19 protein-coding genes are annotated in these 19316 nt (G+C 70.9%); 10 read left to right on the forward strand and 9 right to left on the reverse strand.

Annotated elements, in window-relative coordinates; genetic code table 11:
- Positions 1-132 precede the first annotated feature (132 nt).
- The 3 genes from ftsH to OG490_RS21055 all read left to right on the forward strand — a co-directional run bounded on the left by ftsH (position 133) and on the right by OG490_RS21055 (position 3945).
- Positions 133-2166 carry an ATP-dependent zinc metalloprotease FtsH gene (ftsH, locus tag OG490_RS21045; RefSeq protein WP_330297849.1) on the forward strand — a complete coding sequence of 678 codons (2034 nt, stop codon included), beginning with the start codon at positions 133-135 and terminating at the stop codon, positions 2164-2166.
- 110 nt (positions 2167-2276) lie between these two features.
- Complete coding sequence (folE, locus tag OG490_RS21050; protein ID WP_330297850.1) at positions 2277-2885, forward strand: GTP cyclohydrolase I FolE; 609 nt, start codon at positions 2277-2279, stop codon at positions 2883-2885.
- Positions 2886-2949: 64 nt separating this feature from the next.
- Positions 2950-3945, forward strand: a complete 996-nt coding sequence (locus OG490_RS21055; protein WP_330297851.1) for a hypothetical protein — start codon at positions 2950-2952, stop codon at positions 3943-3945.
- A 4-nt stretch (positions 3946-3949) separates the two neighbouring features.
- Here OG490_RS21055 and OG490_RS21060 read toward each other — a convergent pair whose 3' ends face one another.
- From OG490_RS21060 to OG490_RS21085, 6 genes are all read right to left on the reverse strand, one after another.
- Positions 3950-4435: a DUF3180 domain-containing protein gene (locus tag OG490_RS21060; RefSeq protein WP_330297852.1), complete on the reverse strand. Its 486-nt coding sequence runs from the start codon at positions 4433-4435 to the stop codon at positions 3950-3952.
- Positions 4436-4500: 65 nt separating this feature from the next.
- Positions 4501-5109 carry a 2-amino-4-hydroxy-6-hydroxymethyldihydropteridine diphosphokinase gene (folK, locus tag OG490_RS21065; RefSeq protein ID WP_330297853.1) on the reverse strand — a complete coding sequence of 203 codons (609 nt, stop codon included), beginning with the start codon at positions 5107-5109 and terminating at the stop codon, positions 4501-4503.
- Positions 5106-5465 (reverse strand): dihydroneopterin aldolase, encoded by a 360-nt coding sequence (gene folB, locus OG490_RS21070; protein WP_330297854.1) that lies wholly within the window; start codon positions 5463-5465, stop codon positions 5106-5108. Before folB ends, folK begins: the two co-directional genes overlap by 4 nt.
- 131 nt (positions 5466-5596) lie before the next feature.
- Positions 5597-6040, reverse strand: a complete 444-nt coding sequence (locus OG490_RS21075) for a nuclear transport factor 2 family protein (protein ID WP_330297855.1) — start codon at positions 6038-6040, stop codon at positions 5597-5599.
- The gene (gene folP, locus OG490_RS21080; protein WP_330297856.1) at positions 6037-6942 is read right to left on the reverse strand and encodes a dihydropteroate synthase; all 906 of its coding nucleotides are present in this window, start codon (positions 6940-6942) and stop codon (positions 6037-6039) included. The genes OG490_RS21075 and folP overlap by 4 nt, the downstream gene beginning before the upstream one ends.
- A gap of 119 nt (positions 6943-7061) precedes the next feature.
- Positions 7062-8912 (reverse strand): phosphatidylglycerol lysyltransferase domain-containing protein, encoded by a 1851-nt coding sequence (locus tag OG490_RS21085; RefSeq protein WP_330297857.1) that lies wholly within the window; start codon positions 8910-8912, stop codon positions 7062-7064.
- Between the two features lie 152 nt (positions 8913-9064).
- Here OG490_RS21085 and OG490_RS21090 point away from each other — a divergent pair, with 152 nt between their 5' ends.
- Entirely contained in the window at positions 9065-10174 is a 1110-nt protein-coding gene (locus OG490_RS21090; protein ID WP_330297858.1) for an alpha/beta hydrolase, read from the forward strand.
- Between the two features lie 36 nt (positions 10175-10210).
- Here OG490_RS21090 and OG490_RS21095 read toward each other — a convergent pair whose 3' ends face one another.
- Positions 10211-11191, reverse strand: coding sequence for an ABC transporter ATP-binding protein (locus OG490_RS21095; protein WP_330297859.1), 981 nt, complete (start codon positions 11189-11191; stop codon positions 10211-10213).
- A 134-nt stretch (positions 11192-11325) separates the two neighbouring features.
- Here OG490_RS21095 and OG490_RS21100 point away from each other — a divergent pair, with 134 nt between their 5' ends.
- The 4 genes from OG490_RS21100 to OG490_RS21115 all read left to right on the forward strand — a co-directional run bounded on the left by OG490_RS21100 (position 11326) and on the right by OG490_RS21115 (position 14836).
- The gene (locus OG490_RS21100) at positions 11326-12012 is read left to right on the forward strand and encodes an ABC transporter permease (protein ID WP_330300996.1); all 687 of its coding nucleotides are present in this window, start codon (positions 11326-11328) and stop codon (positions 12010-12012) included.
- Positions 12012-12677, forward strand: a complete 666-nt coding sequence (locus OG490_RS21105) for an ABC transporter permease (protein ID WP_330297860.1) — start codon at positions 12012-12014, stop codon at positions 12675-12677. Before OG490_RS21100 ends, OG490_RS21105 begins: the two co-directional genes overlap by 1 nt.
- Before the next feature lie 31 nt (positions 12678-12708).
- Positions 12709-13695: an ABC transporter substrate-binding protein gene (locus OG490_RS21110; RefSeq protein WP_330297861.1), complete on the forward strand. Its 987-nt coding sequence runs from the start codon at positions 12709-12711 to the stop codon at positions 13693-13695.
- A 109-nt stretch (positions 13696-13804) separates the two neighbouring features.
- Entirely contained in the window at positions 13805-14836 is a 1032-nt protein-coding gene (locus OG490_RS21115; RefSeq protein WP_330297862.1) for a hypothetical protein, read from the forward strand.
- 66 nt (positions 14837-14902) lie between these two features.
- Here the strand turns inward: OG490_RS21115 and OG490_RS21120 are convergent, their stop codons facing one another.
- A complete protein-coding gene (locus OG490_RS21120) occupies positions 14903-16207 on the reverse strand; it encodes a lipase family protein (protein ID WP_330297863.1) in 1305 nt (434 codons plus the stop codon).
- Between the two features lie 102 nt (positions 16208-16309).
- Positions 16310-17305, reverse strand: coding sequence for an SAM-dependent methyltransferase (locus OG490_RS21125; protein WP_330297864.1), 996 nt, complete (start codon positions 17303-17305; stop codon positions 16310-16312).
- Between the two features lie 106 nt (positions 17306-17411).
- On the opposite strand from OG490_RS21125, the gene OG490_RS21130 reads away from it, so the two are divergent.
- Both OG490_RS21130 and OG490_RS21135 read left to right on the forward strand, forming a co-directional pair.
- Positions 17412-18614 carry a sensor histidine kinase gene (locus tag OG490_RS21130; RefSeq protein ID WP_330297865.1) on the forward strand — a complete coding sequence of 401 codons (1203 nt, stop codon included), beginning with the start codon at positions 17412-17414 and terminating at the stop codon, positions 18612-18614.
- A gap of 2 nt (positions 18615-18616) precedes the next feature.
- Positions 18617-19312: a response regulator transcription factor gene (locus tag OG490_RS21135; RefSeq protein ID WP_330297866.1), complete on the forward strand. Its 696-nt coding sequence runs from the start codon at positions 18617-18619 to the stop codon at positions 19310-19312.
- The last annotated feature ends 4 nt before the right edge of the window (positions 19313-19316 follow it).

Consider the following 19316-nt stretch of genomic DNA (forward strand, 5'->3'; position numbering starts at 1 on the left):
GAAAGGCGGGTCTGTCAGCCGTCCCATGAGGCAGCGGGTGACAATACAGGGGTACATTCCGAAGAACAGTCTTTACTCACAGCAGCATTTACCTACGGGCAGGAGGGACGGGGTGCCTGGCGCCCCGTATGGATGGACGTGAAGCGATACTTCCGTGGGCCGGTCATGTGGATCGTGCTGGCCGTCCTCGCCGTGGTCGTGTTGATGAATGTCGTCGGCTCCGGCGGCGGCTACAAGTCGGTGGACACGAGCGAGGTCATCAAGGCGATCAACAGCGGCCAGGTGCAGCAGGCGCGCCTGACCACCGGCGACAGCCAGATGGTCAAGATCGACCTCAAGAAGGACCAGAAGCTCGGAGACAACTCCGGCTCCAAGTTCCAGGCCAACTACATCGGGGACCAGGGCGTCCAGCTCGCCCAGAACCTCCAGACCAAGTACGAAGCCGGTCAGATCCCTGACGGGTACTCCGTCACTCCGGACAAGACCAGCCCGTTCCTCAGCGTGCTGCTCTCGCTGCTGCCCTTCGTCCTCATCGTCGTCGTCTTCCTGTTCCTGATGAATCAGATGCAGGGCGGCGGCTCCCGGGTCATGCAGTTCGGGAAGTCCAAGGCCAAGCTCATCACCAAGGACACCCCGAAGACGACGTTCGCGGATGTCGCGGGCTCGGACGAGGCCGTCGAAGAACTCCACGAGATCAAGGAGTTCCTCCAGGAGCCGGCGAAGTTCCAGGCCGTCGGCGCCAAGATCCCCAAGGGCGTGCTGCTCTACGGCCCGCCCGGCACCGGAAAGACCCTGCTCGCGCGTGCCGTCGCGGGCGAGGCCGGTGTTCCCTTCTACTCGATCTCCGGTTCCGACTTCGTCGAGATGTTCGTCGGTGTCGGTGCCTCGCGTGTCCGCGACCTGTTCGAGCAGGCCAAGGCCAACGCACCGGCGATCGTCTTCGTCGACGAGATCGACGCAGTCGGCCGGCACCGCGGTGCGGGCCTCGGCGGCGGTCACGACGAGCGCGAGCAGACCCTCAACCAGCTGCTCGTCGAGATGGACGGCTTCGACGTGAAGGGCGGCGTCATCCTGATCGCCGCCACGAACCGTCCGGACATCCTCGACCCGGCCCTCCTGCGCCCCGGCCGCTTCGACCGCCAGATCGCGGTCGACCGCCCGGACATGCAGGGCCGTCTGGAGATCCTCAAGGTCCACCAGAAGGGCAAGCCGGTCGCCCCGGACGTCGACCTGGGTGCGGTGGCCCGTCGTACGCCCGGCTTCACGGGTGCCGATCTCGCCAACGTGCTGAACGAGGCCGCGCTGCTCACGGCCCGCTCGGACGGGAAGCTGATCGACAACCACGCGCTGGACGAGGCGATCGACCGCGTCGTGGCGGGCCCGCAGAAGCGGACCCGGATCATGTCGGACCGGGAAAAGAAGATCACCGCGTACCACGAGGGCGGCCACGCCCTGGTCGCGGCGGCTTCCCCGAACTCGGACCCGGTCCACAAGATCACGATCCTGTCCCGCGGTCGGGCCCTGGGTTACACCATGGTCCTGCCCGACGAGGACAAGTACTCCACCACGCGCAACGAAATGCTCGACCAGCTGGCGTACATGCTGGGTGGGCGCGCGGCCGAGGAACTGGTCTTCCACGACCCGACCACGGGCGCCGCGAACGACATCGAGAAGGCCACGGCAACGGCCCGCGCGATGGTCACCCAGTACGGCATGACCGAGCGCCTCGGCGCGATCAAGTTCGGCGGAGACAACACCGAGCCGTTCCTGGGACGCGAGATGTCGCACCCGAGGGACTACTCGGAAGAGGTCGCGGCGCTGGTCGACGAAGAGGTCAAGAAGCTCATCGAGACCGCGCACAACGAGGCCTGGGAAATCCTGGTCGAGAACCGCGACGTGCTCGACAACCTGGTCCTTGCCCTCCTCGAGAAGGAGACGCTCAACAAGGAGCAGATCGCCGAGGTCTTCTCGACGATCGTGAAGCGCCCGGCCCGCCCGGCGTGGACCGGCTCCTCGCACCGCACCCCGTCGACCCGCCCGCCGGTGCTCTCTCCCAAGGAGCTCCAGCTGACGAACTCGGCGAACGGTACGGCGGCCGCTTCCTCGACCGCCGTATCGGTGGAGAAGACCCCGGAGCCCTCTCCCGAGGAGCGCCCGGAGGCCTGATCCCTCCCGGAATGGATGCCGCGCCCCCCAGGTTCTAGCCTGGGGGGCGCGGCACTTTCATCTGGTCCTACTTATTTGGCCGCGACTGCGCAGACAGGAACGAGGAAGAGATGACCGACCCAGTGACCTTGACCGGTGGCGAGGGCACGATCGGCGAGTTCGACGAAAAGCGCGCCGAGGCGGCCGTCCGCGAGCTCCTGATCGCGGTCGGCGAGGACCCGGACCGCGAGGGGCTCCTGGAGACGCCGGCGCGGGTGGCGCGGGCGTACAAGGAGATATTCGCGGGGCTGTACCAGAAGCCCGAGGAGGTCCTGACGACGACGTTCGACCTCGGGCACGACGAGATGGTCCTCGTGAAGGACATCGAGGTCCAATCTTCCTGTGAACACCATCTCGTCCCGTTCCACGGTGTAGCCCATGTGGGGTACATCCCATCCACCGACGGCAAGATCACCGGCCTGTCGAAGCTGGCCCGCCTGGTGGACGTGTTCGCCCGCCGACCCCAGGTCCAGGAACGGCTGACCACCCAGATCGCGGACTCCCTGATGGAGATCCTGGAGCCGCGCGGGGTCATCGTGGTCATCGAATGCGAGCACATGTGCATGACCATGCGCGGTGTCCGCAAGCCCGGCGCGAAGACCATCACCTCGGCGGTCCGCGGCCAGCTCCGCGACCCCGCGACCCGCAGCGAGGCCATGAGCCTGATCATCGCTCGCTAGCCGGATTGTCAGACCCGCCCGATAACGTCGGTGATCAGGTGATTTCACTTGGTCAGGGGGCGGGATGGGCGGGCTGCCGAGCAAGCAGATGGTGAACGGGGTGGACGGCCAGGCCCAGGCGAGAACCGTGGGCGTGGGCGATCGGCTCTGGACCCTCGACGGATCGCGGACGGTTCAGACCGTCGTCACTGTGGTGACGGCGGCCAAGGCCCGTGCGGTCGTGGACGTGGTTACGGACCGGCAGACGTTCAGTGCCGCCCCGGAACACCTCCTGGCCACCTCTGCAGGCTGGGTGCCTGCCGCGGAGGCCGTGGGCGGCGCTCTGACATGGACTCCGCCGCGCAAGCTGTGCCGCCAGCGCCTCGAGATCAAGCCCGGCTACGAGTTCGGCTACTGGGTGGGTGCAACCTGTGCCGATGGGACGGTCGGCAAGAACTACCTGTCCCTCATCGTGAACGACGAGGGCTTCGCCGACCGGTATGCGGAATGTCTGACGGCGGCGACCGGCCTCCCTGCCCGTCTGGAGCCGGTCACCCGCCCATCCGGCTACCTCCAGCGGGACCTCCCGGGCTTCCGGGTGCGGGTGGTCGCTTCGTACCTCGCTGATCTGATGAGGCAGTACGTGGGTGGGGACGCACACCACATGCGGCAGGGCTTTCCCCGTGTGGTGCTGCGCGACGAGGTGACCTTCGAGGGCTTCCTGGACGGCTATGTGGCTGGGGACGGACATCGGATCCGGGGCAACTGGGGGTGCCGGGTCGTGACGAGTGCCAACGTCCCCTTCCTCCGTGAGTGGGCCGGGGTCATCGGCGCGAGGTTCACACCTTCCGGAGTGCCCGGCCGTGCGTCCCGCCTCTACATCTCCGATACCTGGAGGCAGCGCGGCACCTTCCAGCGCGAGGAGCACCCCTTGCTGCTCGTGGAGTCGATGCACTCCAGGGTGCTGGAGGTCCGCCCCCGCGCCGCCACCGGCGCGAAGCCCTTCACCCTCTACACCTACCGCCTCGACCCCTACCCGGGGTTCCTGGTGAGCGGGCACCTCGTGCGGGCCCCCGGGTGACGGCTCAGGCGCTCGCGGGGGCCTTGGTGGGGTCTTCGTCGTCCGGGAGTTTGAGGACGTGTTCCAGGAAGAGGGCCGCGGCGATGACTGCGGCGCCCGTCAGGACCGAGAAGCCGGCGTACCAGGCCTGGTCGCGGCGGGCCGGGACGTCCAGGGCGGTGGTGAGGAGGAAGACGCCCACGCCGCCGTAGCCGCCCGCGACCAGGGCCGCGACCAGGGCGCTGGACTGGCCGAAGACCACCGCGCGGGCCGCCATCAGCGGCTCCACGCCCTTGGCGCCCGGCACGCGCTCGCGCTGGGCCTTCAGGCGGGCGCGCAGGGAGAGGGCCGTGGCCAGCAGGACCACCGCGATGACGCCGAGCACGATGGGCGCGGCGAGCGGGACGCCGGGGAGCGAGCCGTAGGAGTTCAGCATGCGTGCGCCGGCCCACGACAGGACCCCGGCGACCGCGAAGATTCCCGCCAGGACCGCCGGCCTCAGTTGCTTCACGTGCGCCTCTCCCCGCTCTCCGTACGTACCAGCCGATCTTAAGTGTTCGGTCCGGCGGGGGCCGGTTACTCCGGGAGCCGCAGTTCCAGGTCGGGGCGGCGCGTGACGCCCGTCAGGCCCACGGCGGCCAGCAGCTCCGCCACCGGCCCGTGGCCCGGGATCTGCGCCTCGGGGTCGATGTCGTTCCACGGGGCCAGCACGAAGGCGCGCTGGTGGGCGCGCGGGTGCGGGAGGGTGAGGTCGGGGTCGGCGGAGACCACGTCGGCGTACGCGATGATGTCGACGTCGATCGTGCGGGGTCCCCAGCGCTCCTCGCGGACGCGGTCGAAGGCCTCTTCGATGGCGTGCCCGCGCTCCAGCAGGGAGCCGGGCGGCAGGGTGGTCTTCACCGCGATGACGGCGTTGAAGTACGAGGGCTGCGAGCCCGGGTCCACGCCCCACGGTGCGGTCTCGTAGACCGGGGAGACGGTCTTGACCCGCAGGCCCGGGGTGTCGCCGAGGGCGTCGATGGCGCCCTGCAGGGTCTCCAGCCGGTTGCCGAGGTTCGCGCCGAGCGCGACGACGGCCCATTTGGGGTTGGACAGGGTGATGTCCGCGGCGTCGACGGCTGCGACGACGGAGGCGGGTACCGGCTGGACTGTGGGGTCGCTCTGGGCGTTCATTCCGTTGTTCATGCGCGGCTCCGGGTGATCGTGATGGTCACGTCGTCGAAGGGGACGGTGATGGGCGCGTCCGGCTTGTGGACGACGACCTCCACCTGGGCGACCGCCTCGTGCTTGAGGCACTGCTGGGCGATCCGCTCGGCGAGGGTCTCGATCAGGTCGACCGGCTCTCCCTGGACCACGTGGACCACCTCTTCCGCGACTACCCCGTAGTGCACGGTCTTAGCCAGGTCGTCGCCGGCCGCCGCGGGGCGGGTGTCGAGGTGGAGCACCAGGTCGACGATGAAGGTCTGGCCTTCCTCGCGTTCCCGGGGGAAGACGCCGTGGTGCCCGCGAGCCTTGAGGCCGCGCAGCGCGACACGATCCACGCGAATCACTCCTGCTTTTCGTAGGTTCTTCCGGTCCGGGACTCCCCGGATCCATGGGCCTACGCCGAGTGCGGTCGGCGTCGTCCATCTTCGAATTTACCTGCGAAATACCCGGGACCCCGACGGAGGGGTCAGGAGGGCTCCTCCTCGTCGTCCTCATCGGAGTCCGTGAGCACGGGAGAACCGTGGTGCGACCACAGCCGCCAGCCCTCCGATGTGCGTCGGAACACATTCGTGGCGACGACGAGCTGTCCGACGAGCGGGCCCAGTTCCCCGCCCTCCTCGGCGGGTCCGCCGCTGAGGATGTTCTCCGTGCAGGTGACCAGGGCGGTGTCGCCGATGACGGCGACCTTGGTGTCGGTGAGGAAGAACTGGATGTACTCGGTGTGGGACATGATCAGGGCGTAGGAGCGCAGCACCTCGCCGCGTCCCGAGAGCACCGGCCAGCCCGGATGCACGCAGGAGATCTCGTCTTCGAGCCAGAGCGCCGACAGTGCGTCGAAGTCCCCCTGCTCCATGGCCTCGTAGAAGGCCGTGTTGACCTCTTCGACGGCTTCGATGTCGGTACGGCTCACCTTTCCCCTTCCTCGGTGCTGCGGTGGGTACGCAGTGCCCCTTCCACGGCGCGGGCCACCCGAACCGCGTCGGCGCTCGCCCGTACCTCGTGGACCCGTACGGCCCAGGCGCCCTGGTGGGCGGCGATCGCGGTGACGGCCGCGGTGGCGGCGTCGCGCTCGCGGGCGGGCGGCGGGGAGGCGTCCTCGGCTCCGGCCAGCACCCGGCCGAGGAAACGCTTCCGCGAGGCGGCCACGAGCAGCGGGAAGCCCAGTGCGCGCAGCTCGGCGAGGTGGGCGACCAGGGCCAGGTCGTGCTCGGCGTTCTTGGCGAAGCCCAGGCCGGGGTCGACGAGGATCCGCCCGGGAGAGATCCCGCCGGACACCACGGCGTCGATGCGGGAGCGCAGCTCGACGGTGACTTCGGCGAGGACGTCCTCGTAGACGGCGAGGCTGTTCATGCCGTCGCTGAAGCCGCGCCAGTGCATGACGACGAACGGGACTTCGGCGGCGGCCACGGCCGGGATCATGCCGGGGTCGGCGAGGCCGCCGCTGACGTCGTTGACCAGTACCGCGCCCGCGGCGACGGCCTGGGCCGCGACGGAGGCGCGCATGGTGTCCACGGAGACGGCGACGCCCTCGGAGGCGAGGCCCCGTACGACGGGGACGACGCGGCGCAGCTCCTCCTCCTCGTCGACGCGGGAGGCGCCGGGGCGGGTGGACTCACCGCCGACGTCGACGAGGTCGGCGCCCTGGGCGACGAGGTCGAGGCCGCGCTTGACGGCTGCGGTGGTGTCGAACCAGCGGCCGCCGTCGGAGAAGGAGTCGGGGGTGACGTTGACGACGCCCATGACCCCGCAGCGGTCCCATTCCGGCAGCCCTGTGACCCGGCCCCGGCCGGCGCCCGCGTGCTTCGTGTTCATGGGTCCAGGGTATGGCTTGCCTTCGATGTCCCGCCCTGGACGGCGCGGGGCCCCCGCAGCCGGGCGGCTGCGGGGGCCCTGGAGGCCGTACGGGGGCTCGGATCGGCCCCTGGGGGTGCTCAGGCGGCCCGGACCTTGCGGTCGGCCTGGGCGGGTACCGCGTGGACGTGGTCGTGCGTGCAGGTGCGGACCGGCTTGGGCCGGCGGCGGCTGGCGAACAGGCGGGGCAGGGCCAGGGTCACGAAGCCCTCGGCCTGCATCACGGCGAAGCCGATGCGGGGCAGGTCGCGGCTGTTGCGGTAGACCATGAAGCGCGGCTCCCAGCGGGGGCGGAACTTCTCGTTGAACTTGTACAGCGACTCGATCTGGAACCAGCGGGACAGGAAGACCAGCAGGCCGCGCCACATCCGCAGGACGGGGCCGGCGCCGATCTTCTCGCCGCGGGCCAGGGCCGCGCGGAACATCGCGAAGTTCAGCGAGACCTTCTCGATGCCGAGCGCGGGGGAGGCCTCCAGGGAGGCGACGATCAGCAGCTCGTTCATGCCGGGGTCGGCGGCGCGGTCGCGGCGCATCAGCTCCAGCGACATGCCGTCCTTGCCCCACGGGACGAAGTGCAGGACGGCCTTGAGGTCCTTGTACGGGCTGGTGTCGCCCTCCTCCACGCGGTGCGCGGTGGCGATGAAGCAGTCGCCGTCGCCCTCCTCGCCGACCCGGCCCAGGGCCATCGAGAAGCCGCGCTCGGTGTCGGTGCCGCGCCAGGCCTCGGCCGCGCCGCGGACCTGCTCGAGCTCTTCCTCGGTGAGCTCGCTGACGCGGCGGACCTTGGTGGTGTAGCCGTTGCGCTCGATGCGCTTCACCATCTGGCGGACGTTGCGCATGGGTCGGCCGGCGAGGGAGAAGTCTTTGACGTCGACGATCGCCTCGTCGCCGAGTTCCAGGGCGTCGAGCCCGGTCTCGCGGGTCCAGACCTCGCCGCCGGTCTCGCTGCAGCCGACGACGGCCGGGGTCCAGGAGTGGGCCTTGGCCTCGGCCATGAACCGCTCGATGGCGCCGGGCCAGGCCTCGACGTCGCCTACGGGGTCGCCGGAGGCGAGCATCACGCCGGACACGACGCGGTAGGTGACGGCGGCCTTGCCGCTGGGGGAGAAGACGACGGCCTTGTCGCGGCGGAGGGCGAAGTGGCCCAGCGAGTCGCGGCCGCCGTGGCGGGCCAGCAGCTCGCGCAGCTTGGTCTCGTCGTCGGCGGTGAGCCGGGCGGCGGGGTGCTCGGGGCGGAAGGCCAGGTAGATGGTGGTGACGGCGGTCAGCATGCCGAGGGCGCCGAGCGAGTAGCCGACGGTCCAGGACACCCGGCCGGCGTAGTCGACGGGACCCTCGAAGCCGAAGAGCCCGTAGACGACGTGGCTGATCTGCTCGTAAACACCCGGATTGCCGACGACCTTGCTGGGGTGCGAGTTGACGATGATCAGGCCGAGGCCGATGGACCCGGCGCTCATCAGCACGAAGTTGGCGAGGGCCTTCCAGCGGCTGCGGGGGTCCGGGAGCGCCTTGAATTCACTCTGGTGGCGCAGGAGGAGCGCCAGGAGCACCGCCGCGATGATCACGCCGATGAAGGAGTGGCGGTAGGCGAACTGCGCCACGGCGCCGGCGGGCAGCAGCACGACGGAGGCTCGCCAGGCGCGGCGCTTGTGGCGCTTGAGGCCGTGGGCCAGCAGCAGGATGAGTACGCCCGCGCTGATGGACAGGGCCGCGGCGAAGGGGCCGAGGGAGCCCGGCAGCACTTCGGTGACGGCATGGATGCGGCTGTGCCTGAAGCGGGGGAAGACCCCCGCGGCGATGTCGAGCAGGCCGACGACCATGACGGCCGTACCCACCAGACCCGGGACGGACTCCGGTCGTGGGCCCCGGAAGATTCGGCGGACCCGCTCCGGAACCTGTCCCGACTTATCGCCATCTATCCTGCTAGACATCGCTTCCCGTTGCTCCGCGAGAGATCATGTGGCCGAAGGCCGCGACAGCCTCCGGTGTGTGGTGCGTCCCCTAGGACGACATCGAGGGGGAGCGGGTTCACTCATCCTCGAGAAAAAAACTAGTCCTGCCATAGAAAGTCGACTGACTGCTCATGGGTCTCACCAGTAATACGGTCCTGGCGTTGGCCATCATCGCCGGTGTGCTGCTCTTCGCGGCCACGGTGTGGTTCTGGCCGAAGCTCTCGGGCCGCTCCTGGCGCTCGGTCCTCGGCCGGGTCGGCCTCCTGCTGGCGACCCAGCTGGCGTTGTTCTCGGCGGTGGGTCTCGCCGCCAACAAGTCCTTCCTGTTCTACGGGTCCTGGGCCGACCTCTTCGGCCAGGAGACCTCGATCGGCAAGGTCGTCGACCGGGGCATGAGCAGCGCCGACATCAAGGTCGTCGACAAGCAGAAGCTGGACGTCCCCGGCGGCGCCAAGCCGCAGGTCGCCGGACAGATCCTCAAAGTGGCCATAACGGGCCAGAAGTCGAAGATAACGAGCCCCGGGTACGTGTGGCTGCCGCCGGAGTACTTCCAGCCGCAGCACAAGGACCAGAACTTCCCGGCCTCCATCGTCCTCACGGGCTACCCGGGAACGGCCGAGAACCTCATCAAAGGGCTGAACTACCCGATGACGGCCTTCAAGGAGGCCAAGGCGGGCAAGATGAAGCCGATGATCCTGGTCATGCTCCGCCCGACGGTGGCGCCCCCGCGCGACACCGAGTGCGTGGACATCCCGGACGGCCCGCAGACGGAGACCTTCTTCGCCCAGGACCTCCCGCAGGCCATCAAGGACACCTTCCGGGTCGGCAAGAAGCCGCAGAACATGGGCTTCATCGGGAACTCCACCGGCGGCTACTGCGCCCTGAAGATCGCCGCGCACTACCCGGAGACCTTCGGCGCCGCCGCGGGTCTGTCCGCGTACTACGAGGCCGCGGACGACGCGACGACCGGCGACCTGTTCCACGGGGACGCGAAGCTGAAGGCTCGCGCGAACGTTCTGGAGTCGATCAAGGCGAAGAAGCCGACCGGTACGTCCTTCCTCGTCACCAGCAGCGAGAAGGGCGAGCCGAACCTGGGGGACACCAGGAAGTTCGTCAAGCTGGTCAAGGCCCCGGACCGGGTCTCGTCGATCATCCTCGACAGCGGCGGCCACAACTTCAACACGTGGCGCCGTGAGATCCCGCCGATGCTGGTGTGGATGAGCAACCGCATCGAGGCCTGACCTTCTCCCGTCAGGCCTCCTGCGGGTCGGCTCCCGTCAGGCCTCTTGCAGGTCGGCCCGGCGCAGCGCCCGGTGGACCCCCTCCGGGGTGAGTACGCCGATCAGCGCGCCCGAGTCCGGATCCGTGACCCCGATCCGGCCCGAGTCCTCCTGGAGCAGCAGCGCGAGCGCCTCGCGCAGCGTCGCCCCCAGCGCCACTTCGGCGGTGGGGGCTTTCGCGTCGGGGCCGGCGCCGGCCCCTGCGGGGCTCAGGTCGGCTGCGGCCACCTGGGTGACGGAGAGCCGCTTGAGCCCCCGGTCGGCGCCGACGAACCCGGCCACGTACTCCGTCGCCGGAGCGGCCAGTACCTCCGCCGGGCGGGCGAACTGCTCGATGGTGCCCGCTCCGTAGACCGCGATGCGGTCCCCGAGCCGGATGGCCTCCTCCAGATCGTGCGTGACCAGCAGGATCGTCTTGCGCACCGTCTTCTGCAGGGTCAGGAACTCGTTCTGGAGCCGTTCGCGCACCACCGGGTCCACCGCGCCGAACGGCTCGTCCATCAGCAGCACCGGCGGATCCGCGGCGAGCGCGCGGGCCACGCCGACGCGCTGGCGCTGCCCGCCGGACAGCTGCTCCGGGTAGCGGCCCCCGTAGACGGCCGGATCCAGTCCGACCAGTTCGAGCAGCTCGGCCGCCCGCGCGCGGGCCTTGGCCTTGGGGGTGCCGATCAGCTGCGGCACGGTGGCCGTGTTCTCCAGCACCGTCTTGTGCGGGAAGAGCCCGACCTGCTGGATGACGTAGCCGATGCGGCGGCGCAGTTCGACCGGATCGGCGGCCGCGATGTCCTCGCCGTTCAGCAGGATCCGGCCGGAGGTCGGCTCGATGAGGCGGTTGACCATTTTCATCGTGGTCGTCTTGCCGCAGCCGGACGGGCCCACCAGGGTGACCAGTTCCCCCTCGGCGACCTCGAAGGACAGGTCCGCGACGGCCGTGGTCCCGTCGGGGTAGCGCTTGGTCACTTGCTCGAATCGGATCACATCGCCATCCTTCCCTACCCGCCCGGCCGGTTTGTAAAGGGCGTGTTGCCCGAGTGCGAAGGTTTCCGGCCATTGACAGTGGTGCGGGTTATGGTCGCTCCTACGTACGTTCGGTGACCGGGGGTGAAGAGCGCATGGCCGGGCAGAGCTGCCTGGTGGCGAACGACTGGATCTGCTGGGAGTACGTCACGTCCCGGTCCCAGGAGCTCACCGACGCCACCCTCGAACACGTCTGGATCACGGGCGTGTCGGTGCTGATCGGCCTGGCCGTATCCGTCCCGCTCGCCCTGCTGGCCCGCCGCGGCCGCCGCTGGGCGGCCCCCGTGCTGGGCATCACCACCCTGCTCTACACGATCCCCTCGCTCGCCATGTTCTCCCTGCTGCTGCCGGTGTTCGGCCTCTCGGCGGCCCTCGTGGTGACCGGCCTGGTCCTGTACTCGCTGACCATCCTGGTCCGCAACGTGCTGGCAGGCCTGGAAGCCGTCCCCGAGGAGGTACGGGAAGCCGCGCGCGGGATGGGGTACGGGCCGGGCCGGCTGCTCTGGCAGGTCGAACTGCCGCTGGCGCTGCCCGCGCTGCTGGCCGGTGTCCGGATCGCCACCGTCTCCACGGTCGCGCTGACCACCGTCGGCTCCATCGTGGGCAAGGGCGGCCTGGGCAACCTCATCGCCCCCGCCGTGAACAGCTCCTTCAAGGCCCAGGTGCTCACCGCATCGGTGCTGTGCGTGCTGCTCGCGCTGGTCGCGGACCTGCTGCTGCTCGGCGCCCAGCGGCTCCTGACGCCCTGGACGCGGGCGGCCCGCGTGAACGGGGAAGGCTGATGGGAGTACTGGGACAGGCCTGGGACTGGCTGGCGGACGGCGCCAACTGGGCGGGGGAGAGCGGGGTCTGGCACCGGCTGGGCGAGCACGTGTACGTCAGCGGCATCGCCCTGGCCCTGGCCTGCGCGGTGGCCCTCCCGACCGGGCTGTGGCTCGGCCACCTCGGCAAGGGCGGCGGCCTCGCCGTCAACGTCTCCAACATCGGCCGGGCCGTCCCGGTCTTCGCGGTGCTGGCGCTGTTCATGGTCTCCCCGCTGCGCAATGCCGGGTACGTGCCCACCATCGCCGCGCTGGTCCTCTTCGCGATCCCGCCGCTGCTGACCAATGCCTACGTGGGCATGCGCGAGGTCGACCGCTCGGTGGTGGAGGCCGCGCGGGGCATGGGCATGTCCGGCGGCCAGCTCTTGTGGCGGGTGGAACTGCCGCTCGCGCGCCCTCTGGTGATGACGGGGCTGCGCTCGGGCGCCGTCCAGGTCATCGCCACGGCCACCATCGCCGCGATGGTCGGCCAGGGCGGCCTCGGCCGGATCATCACCGCCGGCTTCAACACGTACAACACCCCGCAGGTCGTCGCGGGCGCCCTGCTGGTCGCGGCGCTGGCCCTGCTGGTGGAGGGCGCGCTGGTCGCGGTGGACCGGCTGCTGCCGGGCGCGGCCGCCCGCTGACCTTTCCCCGGTTCTTCGAAGGAGTAGACACATGAGCAAGTCCACGCGCGTCCTCGGCGCGGCCCTGGGGGCCGTGGCCCTGACCGTCTCGCTCACCGCGTGCGGCGGTGACAGCCTGGAGAAGTCCAAGGACGGCGGTTCCTCCGCGCCGGCCTCGGCCGAGGCCGGCAAGGGCGGCAAGGTGGTGATCGGCGCGGCCGGTTTCACCGAGTCCAACGTTCTGGCCGAGCTGTACGCGCAGGTCCTCAAGGACGCCGGTTACTCGACCTCCATCACCACGGTCAACAACCGCGAGCTGTACGAGCCCTCGCTGGAGAAGGGCGAGATCGACGTGGTCCCGGAGTACGCGGCCACCCTCGCCGAGTTCCTCAACGCCAAGGTGAACGGCGCGAAGGCGCCCACCGACAAGCCGGTCGCGTCGAGCGACGTGGCGGCCACGGTGGCGGCCCTGGACAAGCTGGCTGCCCCGCTGGGCCTCAAGGCGCTGCCGGCCGGATCCGCGGTCGACCAGAACGCTTTCGCGGTGAGCAAGGAATTCGCGCAGAAGAACAATCTCAAGACCCTTTCCGACCTCGGCAAGTCCGGGCTCAAGGTGAAGATCGCGGCGGGCGACGAATGCGCCGTGCGGCCGTTCTGCGCACCCGGCCTGAAGAAGACATACGGAATCGATGTTTCCGGTATTGACCCGAAGGGCGTCGGAACCCCGCAGGCCAAGCAGGCGGTCAAGGACGGCGCGGACCAACTGGTCCTCACCACCACCACGGACGCCACGCTCGACAGCTTCGGCCTGGTCCTGCTGGAGGACGACAAGAAGCTCCAGAACGCCGACAACGTCCTCCCGGTCGTCAATGCCAAGGACGCCGGAGCCCCGGAGATCGCGGCCGCCCTCGACAAGATCACCAAGGCCCTGACCACCGCCGACCTGGTCGAGTTGAACCGCAAGGTCGACGCCGAACGCGCCAAGCCGGCGGATGTCGCGAAGGCCTACCTGGAGTCCAAGGGACTGGTGAAGAAGTAGGAGTTGGGCCTTTGGTGCGGAAAGTCGAGCGGGGCAACGGGTAACTGCTCGGAAACAGATTGCCGGGCGGCTACCCAACACCCTGTCCACGCCCTGTAAATTTCAGGCCATGCCCCGTGGACGCCACCGCAATCCCGAACCTCTTCACCGGCTGCTCACGCCGACGACCGTGGCCGGTGTGTCCGCCGCCGGCGCGGGCGCGGCCTGGCTGCTCGCGGAACCGATGGCCCTGCGGCTGCTCGTCGTGTTCACCGCGGCCGCCGGGGTCGCCGGGGCCGTCGTCATGCGGTCCTGGGACCGCGCGGCCGGGCGGCGGGTCGCGGAGCTCGGGCGCGAGCGGATCAAGGACGAGTGGCGCACCGAGGAGCGGATAGCCGAGCTCGAATCCGACCTCGAAGAGGCGCGGGTGCTGCGCGGCAAGCTCGACGCCAAGCTGCGGGCCAAGCGGGTCGAACTCGCGGGCCTGCGCGGCGAGCACGCCGCGCTGCTGCGCCGGTACGCCACCGCCGAGACCGAGCGGGCGAGCGCCCTGGAGCGCCGCCGGCTGCTGGCCATCGAGGCCGCCGCCGCACCCGCCCCCACGGCACCCAAGGCACTTCCCCCCGTCTCCGAGGAGCGCACCTCGGCCGGCGCGCCCACCGCGGTCGGCTTCGCCCGCGCCAACGCCGCGCTGGCGGCGCTGAGCCGCAGCACGCAAAAGCCGACGCCGCCGCCGACCTCGGCGCGCGAGCTCCCCGCGGGCTCCGCCGCGCCCGCGCCCGCGCCGGAGGCGCACGCCCGGCCCGTGCCCGCCGGTCCGGCGGCCGCCGTCCCCGCACGGCGCCTCGCGGCCGCGGTGGCCCCGTACGCCCAGCAGCGCCGCTCCGCCTCGCGCGCCCTGGGCGGCTTCGACTTCTTCGGCACCAAGACCGCGGCGCAGGCCCGCGCGGTCATCGAGTCCGTCCAGAACGAGGACCTGGCCGACGTGGTCGGCGCGGAGGTCCTCGCGGCGCACAAGGCGGAGTCCGCGCAGGGCGGCGCGGAGCCGGAGTTCAAGGCGGCCACCGCCGAGCACCGCGCCGTGGGCCAGGTCATCGACCTGACGGCCCACGACGAGACGGAGCCGATCGACGTGGCGCAGCTGCGGACCGCGATCTCCTAGGGCCGCGCCACCAGCCTTCTCTTCCGGCTTCTCTCCCGGCTTCTCTTGCGGATCTCGCCGGACCGTTCAGCGCAGGCTGTCGAACCAGCGGACCGCCTGCGGGGCGGAGCGGACGGCCGTGACCACGTGGGTGGCGTCGGTTCCCTGGTCCACGACGGTCGCCCGGACCCCGTGCCGGGCCAGGTCGGCCGCGCAGGCGCGGGCGTTGGCGATCGGGACGTCCGTGTCGCCCGCGCCCGTGTAGAGGCGCACGGGGACGGCGGGCTTCCAGTCGCAGCTGCCGTCGTTCGCCGTCAGGGCCGTACGGAAGGCTCCGCGCGGATCGCGGAGGTTCGCGGCCCACTGCGGGGTGAGCAGCTCGTCGGGCGTGGCCGGGAGCCCTGCGACGATCTCCTCCTCCGTGTGGTTCCCGTCGAACAGGTTTTCCACAGTCTGTGCATACGGTGCGCGGAACACCTCGGCCGGGTCCTTGTAGAGCGGGTGCAGGCGGTTCTGCGCGGTCAGGAAGTAGGAGAGGTAGAAGACGGCCGTCCGCGGTTCGACGCGGCCGTCGACGATCCCGGGTATCTCCGAGCCCGACAGGTCGTACGGACCGGCCATGGGCGCGAGCGCGCGCAGCCGGAAGCCGTCGCGGCCCTTGGACAGCTCGCGGCCCAGCGCCATGGCGACCTGGCCGCCCTGGGAGAAGCCGGTCGCGTACACGTCCCGGGTGACGGGCCGGCCGAGCCGGTCGGCGGCGCTGCGGGTGGCCTTGAGCATGTCCACGGACGCGGTGACGGCGGACGCGGTGTCCATGTACGGGTGGCTGCCGGGCCCGCCGCCGAGGCCGAGGTAGTCGGGGGCGGAGACGGCCCGGCCGGAGGCGGCGTGCAGGTACGGGGTGAGCCGGTTGTCCCCGGGGCCGGCGGAGGGCGCCGAGGCGCGGTACGCGGTCGTGCCGTGCGTGTCGGAGACCAGGTCGAGGCGGGCGGGTCCGCGCTGCGGGAGGACCAGCAGCCCGGTGGCGGTGGTGGGCCGGCCCCGGGGGTCGACGGTGGCGTAGGTGAGCCGGTGGGCGGTGATGCCGTAGCGGACGGTGGATCCGTCGATGCCGAGCTCGGAGAGCCGGGAGACGACCTCGGCGCGGGTCAGGGTTTCCACGGGGGTGACGGAGACGAGGCGGCCGCGGTCGCGCTGCGCGGCGTCGGCACCGGCGTCGGCGTGGGTGCCGGTGGAGGTGCCGGTGCCGGTGCCGACGGCGGCGTAGGCCGGGGCGGCGAGGCCGCCGAGGACGGCGGTGAGGGCCACGGCCGCGGCGCTGCGGCGCAGCCACTGGCGGCGGTTCTGCTGCGGCGTGCTCTCTTGCTGCGTGTTCGTCGTCTTGATCGGCATGCCCCGAAGCTACGGCCGCCCCGGCGCCCCCGACATCCGGCCGCCCCCACTCCCGCTACGGGGGCCAACCCCCGTACGCGGCAGCCCCGTCGGGCCGCCGCCTCACTGCGGCGGCCAGTCCCCGATGCCGACCGGCTGGATCAGCCAGCCGAAGTCGCCGAGGCCGCCGCGGGCGGTGAGTTCCGCCGCCTCGCCCGCCGCCGACAGGGCGCGGACGTAGGCCGCCGGGTCCGTGGAGGCCAGGGCCAGCGCGGGGCGCGACCCCGAGACGCCCAGGGCTGTCAGGGCCTCGCGCTGGGTCAGCAGGGCCGCGCCGGGGCCCGCGCAGGCGTCCAGTGCCACGTGGGCCGTGACGTCGCAGCTGCCGTCCGGGACCGGCGGGACCTCCCGGCCGGCCCGGAATCCGGTGAGCGTGCCGTACGGGGGCCGGGCGGCGCGGGTGTGGGCGTAGTCCACCGCCACCGCGAGTCCCCGCTCCACGGTCGCGACGGCCGCCGCCCAGGCCTCGTCGCGCGGCCTGCCGATCTCGGCCGGGCCCGCGCCGGGCCACCACCGCTCCAGCCAGGCCCGGTCCCGCCCGTCCACGGGGCCGCCCTCGCTCTGCGCACCGTCCCGCGCGACCTCCACGTAACGCCCGTTCTCGGCGAGGTCCAGGGGTACGTTGTCGAGCCACTCATTGGCGAACAGCAGCCCCGTGGTGCCCCCGGGCGGCTCCTGGACCCACCGGATCCGCGGGTCGAGCCCCTGCGGTCGCCCCGCGCGCTCCACCCCGTACGGGCGCACCCGCGCGGCCGTCTGCGGCGGCAGCGCCGCCAGCACCCCGGACAGCAGCTCGCCCCGGCCGGCCCCTACGTCGACCAGGTCCAGCTCCTCCGGAAGGCCGAGCTGCTCGTCCACCCACAGCAGGAGCCGGGCCACGGCCCGCGCGTAGAGCGGCGAGGCGTGCACGGACGTGCGGAAATGCCCGGCGGGACCGGGTCCGCCGGGGCGTACGTAGAACCCGTCCGGCCCGTACAGCGCACGCTCCATCGCCGTCCGCCAGCGGACGGGCGGCAGCGTCGGATCGATCGGATCCCTGGCTTCACCCTGAGTGCTCATCGCTGAAAGGTTATGGTCGCCTCCACCTCCGGTAGTACTCACCCGGGATGCGGATCGCCCCTGTGGTTGACTCCAGCACCTATCGGCTTTCCCTACTCTGGGTTACGTGCAGCGCCTCTACGACTTCCTCCGCAGACACCCGACGGGCGTCGACAGCTTCTGGGCTGTCCTCCTCTTCGGGTTCTCGATGGCTGCCGTGGCGTCGTCGCAGAGCGGCCCCGGAAGCCACAACCTGATCGTGGTCCCGGGCGTGGTCGCCCTGTGCACCGCCGTGGCCCTGCGCCGCAAGCACACCGTGCCGATGTTCTGGCTCGCGGTCGCCGCGGGCCTCTACCAGCTGGCCGTCGGAGGCGAGGTGAACGCCTACGACTTCGCGATGCTGGTGGTCCTCTTCACGGTCGCCGCCGCCGACGTACCGCGCTGGCTCTCGCGCACCGCCCTCGGCTGGGGGCTGCTCGCCTCACCCCTGTACTTCCTGCGCTTCGGCGTGGACAAGGGGGAGTCGGGCACCGGCGAGGTCTTCTTCGTCCTGTTCATGGCGATCCCCTTCGCCCTCGCCTGGGTGATGGGCGACTCCCTGCGGACCCGCCGCGCCTATTACGCCCAGCTCGTCGAGCGCAACCAGCGCCTGGAGAACGAGCGCGCGGCCCAGGCCAAGGTGGCCGTGGCCGCCGAGCGCGCCCGGATCGCCCGAGAGCTGCACGACGTCGTCGCGCACAACGTCTCGGTGATGGTGGTCCAGGCCGACGGGGCCGCCTACGTGATGGACGTGGCCCCGGAGCAGGCCAAGGAGGCCCTCCAGACCATCTCCGCCACCGGCCGCCTCGCGCTCGCCGAAATGCGCCGGCTGCTCGGAGTCCTGCGCACCGGCGAGCCGCAGGAGTCCGAGGACTACGTGCCGCAGCCCGACGTCGAGCAGATCGAAGTGCTGGTCGAGCAGGTGCGGGCGGCCGGGCTCACGGTGGACTTCGAGGTCGAGGGAGCCCCGCGCAAACTGCCCAGCGGGGTCGAGCTGACGGCGTACCGCATCGTGCAGGAGGCGCTGACGAACACGCGCAAGCACGGCGGCCCCGAGGCCAGGGCCAGCGTGCGGCTCGTCTACTTCGACGACGGACTCGGCCTGCTCGTCGAGGACGACGGCCGGGGCGCGGCCCACGAGCTGTACGAGGACGGCGGTGCGGACGGTGCCGGACACGGACTCATCGGTATGCGCGAACGCATCGGTATGGTCGGAGGCACCCTGGACGCGGGCCCCAGGCCCGGTGGCGGTTTCCGGATCAGTGCCCTGCTCCCGCTCAAGAAAAGGTGATCATGTCCTACCCCTCCAGCCCCTCCATCCGCGTGATGCTGGTCGACGACCAGGTGCTGCTGCGCACCGGCTTCCGGATGGTGCTCGCCGCACAGCCCGACATGGAGGTCGTCGCGGAGGCGGGCGACGGCCTGGAGGCGCTGGAAGTGCTGCGGGCCACCAAGGTGGACGTGGTGCTGATGGACGTCCGCATGCCCCGGCTCGACGGGGTCGAGGCCACGCGCCGCATCTGTGAGCCCGAGGAGCACCCCAAGGTCATCATCCTGACCACCTTCGACCTCGACGAGTACGCGTTCTCGGGTCTCAAGGCGGGCGCGAGCGGGTTCATGCTCAAGGACGTCCCGCCGGGCGAGCTGCTGGCCGCGATCCGCTCGGTGCACAGCGGGGACGCGGTCGTGGCCCCGTCCACGACGCGCCGGCTGCTGGACCGCTTCGCGCCGATGCTGCCGTCGACCTCCTCGGAGCCGAAGAACAAGGAGGTCGAGCGGCTGACGGAGCGCGAGCGCGAGGTCATGCTGCTGGTCGCGCAGGGCCTGTCGAACGGTGAGATCGCCGCCCGGCTCGTCCTGTCGGAGGCCACGGTGAAGACCCACGTGGGCCGCATCCTGACCAAGCTGAGCCTGCGCGACCGCGTCCAGGTCGTGGTCCTCGCCTACGAGACGGGCCTGGTCCGCGCGGGCGGCGGCGGGTCCCTGTAGCCGA

It is taken from the genome of Streptomyces sp. NBC_00503 (assembly GCF_036346895.1).
GTDB lineage: Bacteria > Actinomycetota > Actinomycetes > Streptomycetales > Streptomycetaceae > Streptomyces.